Annotated in this window: 11 protein-coding genes; 8 read left to right on the top strand and 3 right to left on the bottom strand. The window is 70.9% G+C overall.

What is annotated here, in order from left to right; translation table 11 throughout:
• Window positions 1-83 precede the first annotated feature (83 nt).
• Together HKD39_RS18890 and HKD39_RS13630 are read left to right on the top strand one after the other, a co-directional pair.
• Window positions 84-944, top strand: coding sequence for a hypothetical protein (locus HKD39_RS18890; RefSeq protein WP_212754550.1), 861 nt, complete (start codon window positions 84-86; stop codon window positions 942-944).
• Window positions 945-1,010: 66 nt separating this feature from the next.
• On the top strand, window positions 1,011-1,427 hold the full coding sequence (locus HKD39_RS13630; protein WP_171200440.1) for a VOC family protein: 417 nt from the start codon (window positions 1,011-1,013) through the stop codon (window positions 1,425-1,427).
• A gap of 56 nt (window positions 1,428-1,483) precedes the next feature.
• On the opposite strand, the gene HKD39_RS13625 is transcribed toward HKD39_RS13630, so the two are convergent.
• On the bottom strand, window positions 1,484-2,722 hold the full coding sequence (locus HKD39_RS13625) for an FAD-dependent oxidoreductase (protein WP_171200439.1): 1,239 nt from the start codon (window positions 2,720-2,722) through the stop codon (window positions 1,484-1,486).
• A gap of 187 nt (window positions 2,723-2,909) precedes the next feature.
• Here HKD39_RS13625 and HKD39_RS13620 point away from each other — a divergent pair, with 187 nt between their 5' ends.
• The 6 genes from HKD39_RS13620 (at window position 2,910) to HKD39_RS13595 (ending at window position 11,532) form a co-directional block, all read left to right on the top strand.
• Complete coding sequence (locus HKD39_RS13620; RefSeq protein WP_171200438.1) at window positions 2,910-3,551, top strand: TetR/AcrR family transcriptional regulator; 642 nt, start codon at window positions 2,910-2,912, stop codon at window positions 3,549-3,551.
• A gap of 420 nt (window positions 3,552-3,971) precedes the next feature.
• Window positions 3,972-4,631, top strand: a complete 660-nt coding sequence (locus HKD39_RS13615) for a TlpA disulfide reductase family protein (RefSeq protein WP_246232700.1) — start codon at window positions 3,972-3,974, stop codon at window positions 4,629-4,631.
• A gap of 166 nt (window positions 4,632-4,797) precedes the next feature.
• Window positions 4,798-7,116: a dynamin family protein gene (locus HKD39_RS13610; protein WP_171200437.1), complete on the top strand. Its 2,319-nt coding sequence runs from the start codon at window positions 4,798-4,800 to the stop codon at window positions 7,114-7,116.
• A gap of 24 nt (window positions 7,117-7,140) precedes the next feature.
• Window positions 7,141-7,596, top strand: coding sequence for a LysR substrate-binding domain-containing protein (locus HKD39_RS13605; RefSeq protein ID WP_343074724.1), 456 nt, complete (start codon window positions 7,141-7,143; stop codon window positions 7,594-7,596).
• 356 nt (window positions 7,597-7,952) lie between these two features.
• On the top strand, window positions 7,953-9,326 hold the full coding sequence (locus HKD39_RS13600) for a DUF6802 family protein (protein WP_171200435.1): 1,374 nt from the start codon (window positions 7,953-7,955) through the stop codon (window positions 9,324-9,326).
• A 43-nt stretch (window positions 9,327-9,369) separates the two neighbouring features.
• A complete protein-coding gene (locus HKD39_RS13595; RefSeq protein WP_171200434.1) occupies window positions 9,370-11,532 on the top strand; it encodes a S9 family peptidase in 2,163 nt (720 codons plus the stop codon).
• A gap of 12 nt (window positions 11,533-11,544) precedes the next feature.
• Here HKD39_RS13595 and HKD39_RS13590 read toward each other — a convergent pair whose 3' ends face one another.
• Both HKD39_RS13590 and HKD39_RS13585 read right to left on the bottom strand, forming a co-directional pair.
• Complete coding sequence (locus HKD39_RS13590) at window positions 11,545-12,660, bottom strand: alpha/beta hydrolase (protein WP_171200433.1); 1,116 nt, start codon at window positions 12,658-12,660, stop codon at window positions 11,545-11,547.
• Entirely contained in the window at window positions 12,657-13,685 is a 1,029-nt protein-coding gene (locus HKD39_RS13585; protein ID WP_171200432.1) for a LacI family DNA-binding transcriptional regulator, read from the bottom strand. The genes HKD39_RS13590 and HKD39_RS13585 overlap by 4 nt, the downstream gene beginning before the upstream one ends.
• Between the last annotated feature and the right edge of the window lie 86 nt (window positions 13,686-13,771).

Genomic DNA, 13,771 nt, shown 5'->3' with positions numbered 1-13,771 from the left:
GCGTGGCAAAGATGCGTAGCTGCGACCAGGATGCGTAGCTGCGACGAAGATGCGCAGGTGCGGGCGAGGATGAGGTGGATCGCGTGAGGTGGCGACGGCAGCAACCGGCCCCCGATCGAGCGAGCAGTCAGGATGCCGCGGCAGCCGCAGCTGCCGTCGATCCGAGTGCCGGGGCGGCCGTCCGTTCCGGCAGTTCGGCCTCCGCTGACAGTTCGGCCGGCGACACTTGGGCTGCCGCCGACAGTGCTGCCGCTGACACCGTCGACAGCGCCCCCGTTGATGGTGCGGCCAGCGCGGCCAGCGCCGACAGCGCGGACAGCGCCGACAGCGCAGCCAGCCCGTCCAGCGCAGACACTGTCGGGCAGTTCGCCGATCCAGCCCCGGCCGCCACGGACGACGCGTCGGACGCACCCGCGATCCCGTCCGCCCGCGACACGACGACGGCTGCCGACACCACCGGCGTCGATCTGATCACCGTCGTCGCGCCGTCGGCCGAACCCGCCACCGTCGAGTCCGGCGAGAACTCCGGCGTCGACATCTTCGGTACGCCGGCGCACACCGCCGCCCGCGATTCGGCCAGTCACCAGGTTTGGGCACCCAGCTCCGTCGGCGCCGCTGCGCCGGACGGCCAGGCCGGCGAACCCGCCGCGGCCGGCGTCGAGAGCGAACGGCGGCAGCTCATCGAGCTGCTGATCTACGCCTGGGACCGGGCCCGCAGCCCCGGTGTGTGGGAGCGGCTGACCGAGGGCCTGGCCTCGGTGGGGGTGAGCGTTGAACGCCCTGACGGACAACGCTTTGACCCCACCAGGCACGAGGTCGGCGGTGTCGAGGTGACCGACGACGACAGCAAGGTCGATCTGATCGCCGAGACCGAGCTCGCCGGGTTCACCGACCGCGGCGTTGTCCTGCGCGACCCTGTGGTGGTGGTGTACCGCCGCGAGTGAGCGGTGCCGGTACCCCAGCCGCGGCGCCCGCCCCCACTCAGCTCCGACTCCACCGAAAGGCCCGTCATGCCACGCATTTCCTACTGCAACGTCTTCGTCGACGATCAGCAGAAGGCCCTCGAGTTCTATACCGAGAAGTTGGGATTCGTTGCCAAGCACGACATTCCGCTGGGTGGCGGCGCCAGGTGGCTCACCGTGGTGTCGCCGGATGACGTGGACGGCACGGAGCTGCTGCTGGAACCGGATTCGCATCCGGCGGTCGGTCCGTACCAGCGAGCGCTGGTCGACGACGGCATCCCGGCCACCGCGTTCGGGGTGCAGGACGCGCGCGCCGAGGCGGAGCGGCTGCGCGGTCTCGGCGTCCGGATCGTCCGGGAGCCGGTGGATATGGGCACGATCGTCTCGGTGCTCATTGACGACACCTGCGGCAACCTGATCCAGCTGCAGCAGCTCACCGACAAGGCGCCGGATCCGCTGGTGTGAGTACGTCGGCCCGGCGGCCGACCGTGCTGGCGTGACTCACGCGACGCGGGTGTGACTCACGCGAACTGGGTGAAGTAGGCGAGTACACCGGCGGCACCGCGGTCGGAGAAGTTGCGCTGCAAGCCTTCCCGGGCCGCGGCCGCGGCTGCCGACGCGCGCGGGAACATCCGCTGCTCGTACCGACGCAGCCCGGCGTCGGGATCGTCCGGTGTTCCGAGCAGGGCGATGGCGAGCTCGGCACCGTCGAGCATCGCGGAGTTGGCGCCCATTCCGGTGAATGGGCTCATCAGGTGGGCGGCATCGCCCAGCAGTGTGACACCGCGCTGGTGGCGCCACCGGTGCGGCACCGGTAGGGCCAACACCGGGCGGACGGTGAACCCGTCGTCGCACGCGTCGATCAACTCGGTGAGCTGGCCCGCCCAGCCGGCGTAGCGGCCGTGCAGGTAGCGGCGTACCGCATCGTCGGAGTCGGTGTCGACGCCGTCGCGCTCGGCCCAGTCGAGCGCATCGCGGAACTGAAAAGTGACGCGGGCCCGGCCAAAAGCGCTGCGCTGCACCACGATCTTCTGCTGCACCCCGGCGGCGCTCATGCTGCCCTCGCCCACCAGCGCGGCCAACTCCGATGCTGGTTCGATGTCCGACGGCCAGCCCTCGACAAAGCTGATACCGGAATACTCCGGCTCGGCCGTCCCGTTGCCGGCGAGGGCCCGCCGCACCTTCGACCAGGCGCCGTCGGCGCCGATCAGCAGCTCGGCCCGGTGTTCGCCGGCGGCGGTGTGCACCGTCGCCCCGCCGGCGCCGAGCCGAACCTCGGTGACCCGCTCGTCCCAGCGCACCGTGCCGGCAGCCAGCGAGTCGAGCAGCAGGTCACGCAACTGCCGGCGATCGATCTCCGGGTTGGGCTGATCCGACGGATCGCCACCCGGTACCGCCGCCGCGTCCGCCGTGTCGGCCTTGTTCCCAGTGTGCTGCGCAGCTTCAGCGGCAACCGAGAGCAACACCGCGCCGGTGGAGTCAAGGATGCGCATGCTTTGCCCCTCCGGCTCGGCCAGCACCGCGAACTGCTCGGACAGGCCGGCCCGCGCCAGTGCCCACTGCCCCGATTCCGTTTGCAGATCAAGACTTCCGCCCTGACCACGCGCCTGCGGGCCGGCCTCGCCGTCGAGCACGGTGACCCGCCAGCCGCCTTGCCGCAGGATCCGGGCGCAGGTCAGCCCGCCCGGCCCGGCGCCGACGATCAGCGCACCGGGTGTTGCCCGCGCCGTCGCCGTCTCGCTCGTCGTTGTCGCAGCCATCGGATACCTCCGTCGTTGTTCGCAGGCACCGCCGCAGCAGTGCCGACTGATGCTCAGAGTAGAGCGATTCTACTAATAGAACAAGTGAAGTACCGCATCGATATCGGACCACAGTGCGGGGAGGTGGAACGGTTCTCCTGCTGGAACGGTTCGCCGCTGGGGCCGCGGACTGGCTTAGGCTGAGCCGATGCAGTCGATTGCGGGGCCGAACGACGAGCCCGCCGTCCCAGGACGCCGGGAGCGCAAGAAGGCGGCCACCCGGCAGGGCATCACCGACACCGCGCGAGAACTGTTCGTCCGCAACGGTTATGACCAGGTGAGCATGCGGGAGATCGCCGATGCCGCCGACGTCTCGGTCGCGACACTGTTCAAGCACTTCCCCGGCAAGGAGGCGCTGATCTTCGGCGGGCCGGAAGAAGACGCAGCCCGTGAGCGGTCGCTGATCGAGACGGTCACCGACCGACCGAGCGGGGTGAGCGTCACCCAGGCGTTGCGGGCTCGGATGCTGGCCGAGTTCGACCGCAGGGCCGCCTCCGGTGCCGGCTCGGCCGGTCGGCGCTCCGGCGCCGCCGGGCGTCGGCAATTGCAGGCGCTGGTGGAGCGGACGCCGGCATTGCGCGCCCACGCCGAACAGCGCTGGCTCCGGCACGAGGACGCGCTCGCCGCCGCCGTGGCCGCCGACGCCGGCCGCCCGGCCAGAGACCCGGCCTGCGCCGCGCTCGCCCGGATGGTTCTCTCTGCGCCGAGCATCGCCCGGCGCAGCCGCGACCCGCGCGCCGCCATCGACGCTGTGTTCGACCTGCTTGAGCGCGGCTGGGCCCCTCAGTAGGGGGCTTTGGGGATTGGAGGGAGTCGGATACCCGCCGGGCTCGCCGGGCTTTGGGGGCTTAGCGCTGTCCTCCGCAGCTACGGGCCGGGCGTGGAGGTCTATAGGTCGGCAGCGCCAACGGGCTCACGCCCGGGTGCTTGTTGCTACCGCCCATGTGTGGGCCTGCGGCTTGGGCTCGCCCGCACTCGTGGCCGAGTGCACGAAGGCGCATGGCGTCGCGCGCACTCCGCGGTAGGCAGACGACTCTTGCCGTAAGTCAATCGGCGTTAGCTGTTGACCAGGGTCACCAGATGTGGTCGACTGTCGATGTCGGTTCCTGTTACCCATTACTTCAATCCCAGGGGGAATCATGAGCATGTTCAAGTCCGCGGCAGATGCACTCGCTTTGCCGGCCGCGAACAACGATTCAGGTGGCACGAAATGGCGCGGCAGGAGGAAATGGCAAGATTGAAACGCGATCGTCCTTCGGCGAGAGTGTGTCGACGCACTCGCCCGAGCGCGCTCGTGGCCGTTCTGTCCCTGATTCTGATTCTCGGCGCTTGCAGCTCGACAACGGATGACGGCACTTTTCAGCTTGTTTCGCCTGGCGGCAAGAGCGAGTTTTCTTATCCGGCCGGGGATCGGCTGCCGTTGCCCGAAATTGCTGGGCCATCAGTTCTGGAACCCAACAAGACGATCTCCGTGGCCGATTTTCCCGGCAAGGTGGTTGTGTTGAACTTTTGGGCGTCGTGGTGTAGTCCCTGCCGCGGTGAGGCCAAGGCGCTCGAGGTGGCTTCGGCGCTGATGAAGGATCGCGGCGCGCAGTTCATCGGCATCAACGTCGCTGAACGAAATAGCGATTCGGGTGCAGACTTTATGCGGTCGTTCGGCGTTACCTATCCTTCCATCAGTGATCCTGGACAGAGGGTAATGTTGGCAATACGCAATTATCCTGCGACAGCCCTACCTTCGACGATAGTCCTGGATCGATCCCATCGGGTTGCACACATTTGGTTGGGAGCCCTGGACAGCCCAGGCCCGCTCGTTGAGGTGATCAGATCGCTGCAGTCCGAGTCGGTGTCGCCCGGCGGTGGCCCCTAGGCTGGAGGGCGGACGAAGGGCGCATGGCGTGGATTGATGGCTCGCCCAATCCACCGTCGAACCGGTGGCCCTCAGCGCCTTGGGACGCCTCGCGCGGGCTGGCCCCAGCAACCCGTGCTGGGCATCCGCGCGTGCGGGCGCAGACCAGCCAGTACCGTGAAGAACCATGGCCGTGACCACTGCCCTTCCGCAGGCCATTCGGCATTGGCGGGAAAGCGCCGTCGAGTGGGTGCGCACCGGCGACGACCCGGACGCCGCGCAGACCGCCGCGGTGCTGGCCGAGCGCCGCAAGGTTGCCGTCAGCCCGGAAGTGGTGGTGGTCGGCGAGACCAACCGCGGCAAGTCGTCGCTGGTCAACGCCCTGCTCGGGGTGCCGGGGCTGTCGCCGGTGGACGCCGGGGTCGCCACCTGCACCTACCTGCGGCTGTCGTACGGCGAGCAGCCCACCTGCGTCGCGCACTTCGGCGGTGGGATGGCCGACATCACCTTCCCGCCGGCCGAACTCGGCCGCTGGGCGACGATGGCCGCCGGGCTGCCCGGCGACAACGACCTGCCGGCGCCGCGCTGGATCTCGGCGAGCATGAGCAACGAGCTGCTGCGCAGCGTCACCCTGGTGGACACCCCCGGCGTCGGCGGGTTGGCGCCCGGGCACGCCGATCTCGCCAGGGAAGCGGCGGCCCGCGCCACCGCGCTGCTGTTCACCGTCGACGCCTCCGCCCCGTTCACCCGCGGCGAGCTGGACTTTCTGGCCAGCGTCGCCGACCGGGTGGACACCGTGCACTTCGTCCTCACCAAGACCGATGTGTTCCGCGGCTGGCGCGAGATCATGGCGGCCGATCAACAGCTGCTGGCACAGTACGTGCCGCGGTTCGCCGACGCAGCCTTCCACCCGGTGTCGAACATTCTTGCCGGCGCCGCCGACGCCCAGCCCGACCCGCGCATCGCCGAGACCATCAGGGCGCAGTCCGGCATCGGCGAGCTGCGGCGGGTGCTGGGCGAGGACGTTGCCGCCAGGGCCAGCCTGCTCACCGACGCGAACCTGATCCGGCGGGCGGTGACGGTGATCTCCGGTGAGATCGTTTCGCTGGAGGCGTCCCGCCGCGCGCTGACCGCAGGGGCCGCTCAGGCCCGCGAGTTGGCGCAGCGGCGGGAAGAACTGCAGAGCCAGCGACGGGCCGGGGGACGCAGCTGGCAGGTGATGTTGCGCGCCGAGATCCAGCGCGCCCGCGTCGATCTCACCCACGAGACGGCTCGCGAGGTGCGGGAGGCCGGCACCCTGTTCCGCGGCGCCATCGACGCCGCCGACGGCGAGCAGCTGAAACAGCTGCCGCTGCACATCGAGGCGTATGCGCAAGCTATGTGTTCGCGGGCGCACGACCGACTGTTGGACTCGATGGGCCGGATCGTGCACACCGTGCTCAGCCAGCTGTTCACCCAGGACGAGCTGTCGCAGCTGGCCGCCGCGCTGGCCACCAGGCCCTACCAACCGCTGGTGGCGCGCGGGCCGGAACGCACCAAATCGGCCGACGAGACCATGATGGCGCTGGCCGGCGGCGGGATCGGGCTCACCCTGGGGTCGCTGGTGCGGATGGCGGCAGCACCGTTGGCCGCCACCGCTTTCGGCGTCGTGCTGCTGCCGGTGTCGCTCGCGCTCGGCGGGGCTGCCGCGTTCTTCATGGTGCGGTCGCGGCGCCGGGTGCAGGATCGCATGCACCTGAAGAGTTGGCTGATGGAGGTGCTCGGCGAGGCCAAGGCGCAGATCGATCAGAACGTCGCCGAGCAGTTCATCGAGGCCGACGCTCAGCTCACTCTCGCGCTGGACGACGCGCTGGCCAAGCAGGTCGCGTTGGTGGAGGCCGAGCTCAAGGAGGTGGACTCGGCGCTGCGGCTGGACACCTCCGAGCGCAACGGCCGGCTGCGCACCCTGGACAAGCGGGTCGCCGAGGCCACCGGCCTGCTCGCCGACGGCGAGGCGCTGCTGACCCGCATCCGCGGCACCCGCCCGGCGTCGTCGGTGATGCTGCCCGGCGGGCTCACCGCTGCCAGCGCGACCCGACAGGCAACACCCGCCGCGCCTGCCGCGTCCTCGGCGCCCGAACCACCGCAACCGCAACCGCCGCAACCGCAACAGCCGCAACCGCCGCAATCGCAACCGCCGCAACCGCAGTCCGCCGCACCGACACAGCCGGGGCCACAGCCTGACCCGACCACGACCCAGGTCCGCCCGGTGCTGCCGCCGCTGGAACCGGTGGCCGCGCCACCTGCGCCACCCGGTCGGGTGCCGCCGGCGCCGGTGTTCCGGCCGGCCCGCACCGAGCACCGCAATGGCAGGCACGCCGCCGAATCGCCTGGCGCACCGGCGATTCCGCCGCCGGCGGCACTGGCTGAACTGGCCGAGCAGCCGCGCCGCCAGCGCCGCGACGGCGCCGAAGCCGACAACGGTCACCGGTCCGTCGACGACACCGTTCCGCCACCGGTGGAGTAGCCGGTAGCGGCACGGTGTGGTCGGATCGACGTGGCATTTCTCGGCCTGGCCGGCTCGGCGACACCGCGCACCGCGCACCGGGAGCTGGATCGGCATGCGCTGTCGCTAGTGGTGTCCGAACAACACCGGCTGGCCCGCCGCCGGCGACTGCGGTTGGCGGGGCTGGTGGACGAGCCGTTCGTCGACTTCCCGGTGGCCACGCCGGGCCGGCTGCAAACCGACGAGGCCTTCAGGGCGGCCGGGCTCACCCGCACCGTTGCGTTCGAGAGCAGCCACCTGCAGGTACTGCTCGGCCTGGTCCGGCACGGCTTGGGCGTGGCATTCCTGGCGCCCGGGGTGGTGTCGGGCCAGGATTCGTTGGTGCAGCTGCCGGTGGCCGGCGCTCCGGTGCGGGCCGAGTACGTGGCGTGGAACGGGCTCAATCCCACCCCCGCCGCCGGTGCCTTCCTGCGCCTGCTGGGCGGCGCCGGCACCGGCTGACGGCCGGGTCGTCCCCGCCTGATGCCCGCGTTCTGCCCGCCTGCTGCCTGCGACGGGTGGCAGGCGGGGGCCGGCGTGGCGGCAGTTCCGCAACTGTCCGACGGCGTTCGGTTCGCCGGGTAAATTCGCCAAGGGGTGACGCTGCCGCTGGGCTGCCCGCCGCATCCGCCCGGCAGGACGAAACCGCAGGGAACCCCGCGGGTGGTCGGTACGTCCCACTCGCGGAGCGGCAGCACGGGGCTGTCCGGTCTGGTCCCGGGGACGGGGCTGGTGCGCCGGTGTCCGGTGCGCGTTGCCGGAGCCGTCTTGGTTGCCTTGGTTGCCGCTTGTCATGTGAGAACGCTGGAAGGAAACCGATGGAGTACTCCGACGATTCCGCCCCGGTCGAGCCGGGCACCGATCTGACCCTCGACGGGTCCGATATCGGCAGGGCCAGCTACGACGCCGACTCCGACGGTGTCGCCGACTCGGTGGTGATCGGCGACGGGCAGTACACCGTGGTCGCCACCGACTCCGACGGCGACGGCGACATCGACGACGTCACCGGGTACGACGCTGACGGCAATGAGCTCGACGCCGGCAGCCTTGGCATGCCTGGTTCCGGCTCGGGGCCGGCCGGCTCGGATTCGACCCCGCCGGACGGCACCGACCCTTCCGACGGCACCGACACCTCGGCCAGCACCGCCAGCGCCGAGGGCGGGGACGGTACCGACGCGACGGGTCTCGACACCGCCGCCGCCGGGAGTCCCACCCCAGGCTCCGGGACCGACACTGACACCGGTACCGCCGGTGCCGTCGGCATCTCGACTAGCTCTGGCGCCGACGGCTCCGGTACCGACGTGACCGGCGCCGACGCCGGCACCGCCGAGCCGGGCGACACCCCGTCCCTCAGCGTGATCGACGATCAGGGCCGCTCGGTCGATCTCGGTCCCGCCGAGGTCGATATGAACGGCGACGGCACCCCCGACACCTCCGTGGTGCGCGGCGACGACGGCTCCACCGTCGGTTACACCGACCGCAACGGCGACGGTGAGGTCGACCAGATCACCAGGGTGGAGGCGGATAACTCGGTGATCATCACGGTGTCCGACGGCAACGGCGACTGGTCCGTGGTCGCGACCGGGCAGCTCGACGACGACGGCAACTTTGTGCCGAGCGAGTCCGACTCCGCCGGCACCGGTACCGGTGCGGCCGGCACCGACGCCAGCGGCTACCGCCAGGAAATTCCCACAGATTCCGGCTCCGACTCGGCCACCGACTCGGCCACCAGGGCCGCTGCCGACAGCGCCGCGGCAGCGCCGGTCCCGGCGTCCGACCCGGCCACCGACGCCGACAGCGCCGCGGCGGCCGACACCGGCACCGACAGCACCACAGCATCCGCCGGGGACGATGGCGACTCCAGCGCCGACGCCGATCTGGTGTACACCGACCAGTCCGGGCAGGCCTACCAGCTGGGCTCGCCGACGGCCGACTTCGACGGCGACGGGGTGAACGACACCGTCGTCACCACGCTGGCCAACGGCACCGTCGTCGGCTACTCGGACATCGACGGCGACGGCCACATCGACCAGGTCACCCAGATCGACCCGGACGGCAGCGTCACCGTCGGCGTCCCGGACGGCTCCGGCGGCTGGGAGCAGGCCGCCACCGGCACCATCGGACCCGAGGGCCAATTCGTCGCCGCCGGCGGCCCGACCAGCACCGGGGGAACCGCCGACGGCGAAAGCTGAGCCGCGGCACCGGCTTGGGCCGGCGTCGGGTAGAACTGTGCGCATGGCAGACCCGTACGGAAGCTGGCCGTCGCCGATCACCATCGAGTTGTTGACCGCAGGGTCGATCGGCCTTGACTCGCCGTCGGTCGACAGCGACCCGGACGCGCCGGTGGAGCCCAGCGTCTACTGGCTGGAGTCCCGGTCCAGCGAGCAGGGACGCAGCGTGCTGGTGCGGCGGCGCCCTGACGGGACCACCGAAGACGTCACCCCGGCGCCGTTCAACGTGCGGTCGTCTGTGCATGAATACGGCGGCGGCGCCTACGCGGTGGCCGATTCCACCGTGGTGTTCAGCAATTTCGCCGACGGCCGGGTGTACGTCATCGATCCGCCCGGCAGCGGTACTCCCGGCGCTGGTGAGCCGCGGCCGATCACCCCCGACCTGCCCGGTCGGCTACTGCGATATGCGGACCTGCAGCTGGATCTGCCGCGCCGCCGGGTGATCGCGGTGCGCGAGGACCACCGCGGGCTGACCGAATCCCGGGACGATGCCGCTGCCGCAGCTTCCGACGCTGCTGACGCGGCCGCCGCTGCCGACACAGCCGCCGCGGAGAACGGCGGGCCGGGCGGCGAACCCGGTGCGGCGGAAGGATTCTCCCGCCCGGCCGAGCCGGTGAACACCCTGGTCCGCATCGACCTCGATGGCGAATCCCTTTCCACCGGCGGCGATGTGCTGGTGGACGGCCACGATTTCGTTGCCTCGCCGCGGTTGTCGCCGGACGGGCACCGGCTGGCCTGGCAGAGCTGGGAGCACCCGAACATGCCGTGGGACAACTCCACGTTGTGGCTCGGCGACGCGGATGCGGCCGATGCCACCCGGGTGGACGGCGGCACCGATCGGGCGCCGGTATCGGTGGCGGACATCGGCTGGCTGGCCGACGACCGGTTGGCCTGGTGCTCGGACCGCACCGGGTTCTGGAACCTGTACGCCACCGACCCCGACAGCGCCTTCGGAGCGGACGGGGCGAGCGGCGCGGCGACGGCGTTGTATCCGGTCGATGCCGATTGTGCCGGCCCCGCATGGGTTTTCGGGCAGCACACCTGGGCCCAGACGGCCTCGGGTGCGGTGTTGATCGGTCGGCACGACCCGGCCGGGGTGACGCTGGTGCGGCTGGACGTCATCGGCGCGGAGCCGGCCGCCGAGCTGGACGTTGCGCTCGCTTCGGTGGACGGCCTTGCCGCCGATGGCGACGACCTGGTCTGCCTTGCCGGTTTCACCGACCGGCTGCCGGCGATCATTCGTGTCGAGCGGGCCGGGGATCCGGCGCAGCGCCCGGCCGGGCCGCGGGTGCAGGTGCTGCGGGCGGCCAGCGAGGTGCAGATCGACCCGGCGGCGGTGTCGGTGGCCGAGCCGGTGTCGTGGACGACGCCGGACGGTGCCACCGCCTTCGGGTTCTTCTATCCGCCGGTGAATCCTGACGTCGACACCGACCCTGCCGAGTTGCCGCCGCTGGTGGTGCTCAGCCACGGCGGTCCCACCGCGGCCACGTCGCCGGCGTTGAAGCTGCCGCTGCAGTACTGGACCAGCAGGGGAATCGCGGTGCTCGACGTCAACTACGGCGGCAGCACCGGCTACGGCAGGGCCTACCGCGACCGGCTGCAGGGCACCTGGGGTGTTGTCGATGTTGACGATTGCTGTTCGGGCGCAACGGCTCTGGCGGAGCAGGGCCGGGTGGACGGCAAGCGGCTGGCGATCAAGGGCGGCAGCGCGGGTGGCTACACAACGCTGGCGGCGTTGACCTTCAGGGACGTGTTCACCGCCGGGGTGTCCCGCTACGGCATCGGCGACCTCGAGATGCTGGCCACCGACACCCACAAGTTCGAGTCAAGGTATCTGGACGGGTTGGTCGGGCCGTATCCGCAGCAGCGGCAACGCTATCGCGACCGGTCCCCGATCCACCACGTCGATCAGCTGTCCAGCGCGCTGTTGGTGCTGCAGGGTGCCGACGACAAAGTGGTGCCACCCAATCAGGCCGAGCAGATGGCTGCAGCGGTGCGGGCCAAGGGACTGCCGGTGGCGCTGCGCATCTACCAGGGGGAGGGTCACGGCTTCCGTGGAGCGGAGGCGGTCACCGACTCCATTCAGAGCGAGTTGTCCTTCTACGGCAGGGTTTTCGGGTTCACCCCGGCCGACCCGCTGCCCGATCTGGAGATCGAGAATCTCTGAACCGGCAGCGATTCAGCGGGCGAGCAGGCGGCGCGCCTGGGCGACCAGGTCGGCATTGACCCTGGCGTAGGTCTGCGGGGTGGCCACCGTGTGCGTCATCGGGTATCGCAGCAGCGTGACCGGAACGCCTGCCCCGGCAAGCTTTTCGGCGTACGGCCGGCATTGCGCCGAGACCGGGTCGAAGTCGCCGGCGATCAGCACCGTCGGCGGCAGGCCGGACGGGGGTGCGTATCCCGGTGACACCTCGGGGTTGTCCACGTCGACGCCGCGGGGAAAGTCCGGCGCGAAGTACAGCGACAGCAGCGCCGTCAGCTCGGCCCGCTCGGCGTCGGTGGTCGCCGCTCGCTGCAGCGACACGTCGAGCGCCGGCGCCATCAGAAACTGGGCGGCCAGCGGGGGCAGCTCCCCGTCGCCGGGGGCGCCGTGCTGACGGACCAGCCGGGTGGCCAGCGAGGCGGCAAGGTGCCCGCCTGAGCTGATCCCGAGCACCGCAACCCGTTGCGGGTCAACGTTCAGCTCGGACGCGTTGCGATGCACCCAGCGCAACGCGGCGGCACCGTCGTCGGTCTGTGCCGGCCAAGCGAACTCCGGTGCGAGCCGGTAATCGACGTTCACCACGACGGCGTTCGCCCCGGCGCACAGCTCCCGGCACAGCGCATCGTTGAGGGCGAAACCCGTTGCGCCGCCGCCCATCCAGAACGCGCCGCCGTGAAACACCAGAATGGCAGGATGTGGGCCGGCGCCGTTCGGCCGGTACACCCGGCCGGTCAGCGCGGCCGGTTGGGCTGCCCCGCTGGGCGCCTGGTCGGCGGCAGCCGGCAACGGGATCTGTTGGTACCGAACCGATTGCACCTCGGGAACCGGAGCGCCGGAGGCCCGCTGGGACAGCAGCGCCGCCGCGTCGTGCTGTGCGCGATAGGCGGCCACCTCGGTCAACCACGGCAGGGACGGCCGGCCACCGCGGGGGGCCGGCCAGCCGGCCGGTGCCCGATCGGCGAACTGCTCGGCGGCGGCGGCCACCAGCGTCGCCAGATCCTCAGGTAGCGGGACGTCGCCGGCCACCCCGGCGATCGGCGACGGTGCGATCCGATCCGTGTCGACCTGGCCGGTCGATGGTGTAGTGCTCATGTGGTTTCTCCCTGAATCAACTCGGGTACCAGCATCACGTGGCGCACCGGAGCGTCACCGTCGGTGTCGATGGCCTCGCGCAGTAGCCGCGAGGCGGTATATCCGGTCTCTCCCAACGGTTGGCGCATGGTGGTGAGCCCGAGCGCGTCGGCCAGCTCGGAGCCGTCGTAGCCGGCCACCGCCACGTCCCCCGGCACCGACACCTGCGCTTCCCGCAGCCCGGCCAGCAAGCCGGCGGCCAGGTGGTCGTGGTGCGCCACCAACGCCGTCGGCCGGTCGGCGGTGGAGGCAACGGTATCGGCGGCGGCGCGTCCGCCCGCCAGATCGGCGGTCTCGGTGAAGATCAACCCGAGCGCGTCGCCGGGCAGGTCGGCCTCGGCCAACGCCTTACCGACCCCGATCACTCGGCGCTGGCCGGGGGACAGGTAGTCGGGTGAGGCCTGCTGCTCGGCCACATACGCGATCCGCTGGTGGCCGCGCTGCACCAGGTGCCGCCCCAGCAGCAGCCCACCGAGCTCGTCGTCGACGTTGACCGTCGGGAACTCCTCGTGGTAGCTGTCCACCAGCACCGTCGGCATCCGGCGCGAGCGCAACCGCTGCGCCATCGCCTCATCCAGCGGAATCCCCATGATCAGCAAGGCATCCAGCCGGCCGGTGGTGGGCAGCGCGGACAACAGCGGCGAGCTCGCCGCCGCCACCGACGGATGGTCGAACACCACAACGTCGACCGCAGACTCGGCGAAGCCGCTGAGCACCCCGGCAAGGCGCACGCTGTACGAGGAGTACGAGGTGAACGGGGCAACCACCCCGATGCGCCCGACGCCGCGCCGCGCGTGGCTGACCGCCGCCGCCTTCGGAACGAACTGCAGCTCGTCGACGACGTCCATCACCTTGGTGCGGGTCGCGTCCGACACCTTTTCCGGGCGGTTCAGCGCGTGCGACACCGTGGCGATCGAGACGCCGGCCCGCTCGGCCACGTCGTAGATGGTTGCGGGGGTGCGCTTGGATGCCGGCTGTTTTGCCATCGCTGATCGCCTCGTCGCGCCGGTCCGCGCTCCGGGCTGCTGTGGGTTGGTCCGTTCGGACCCACCGCGACCAACGCGGCCGGCCG

This window comes from Nakamurella aerolata, from assembly GCF_013002705.1.
Taxonomy (GTDB): domain Bacteria; phylum Actinomycetota; class Actinomycetes; order Mycobacteriales; family Nakamurellaceae; genus Nakamurella; species Nakamurella aerolata.
Note: the sequence above shows the minus strand (reverse complement) of the source record. Positions and strands in the feature narration are given on the sequence as shown.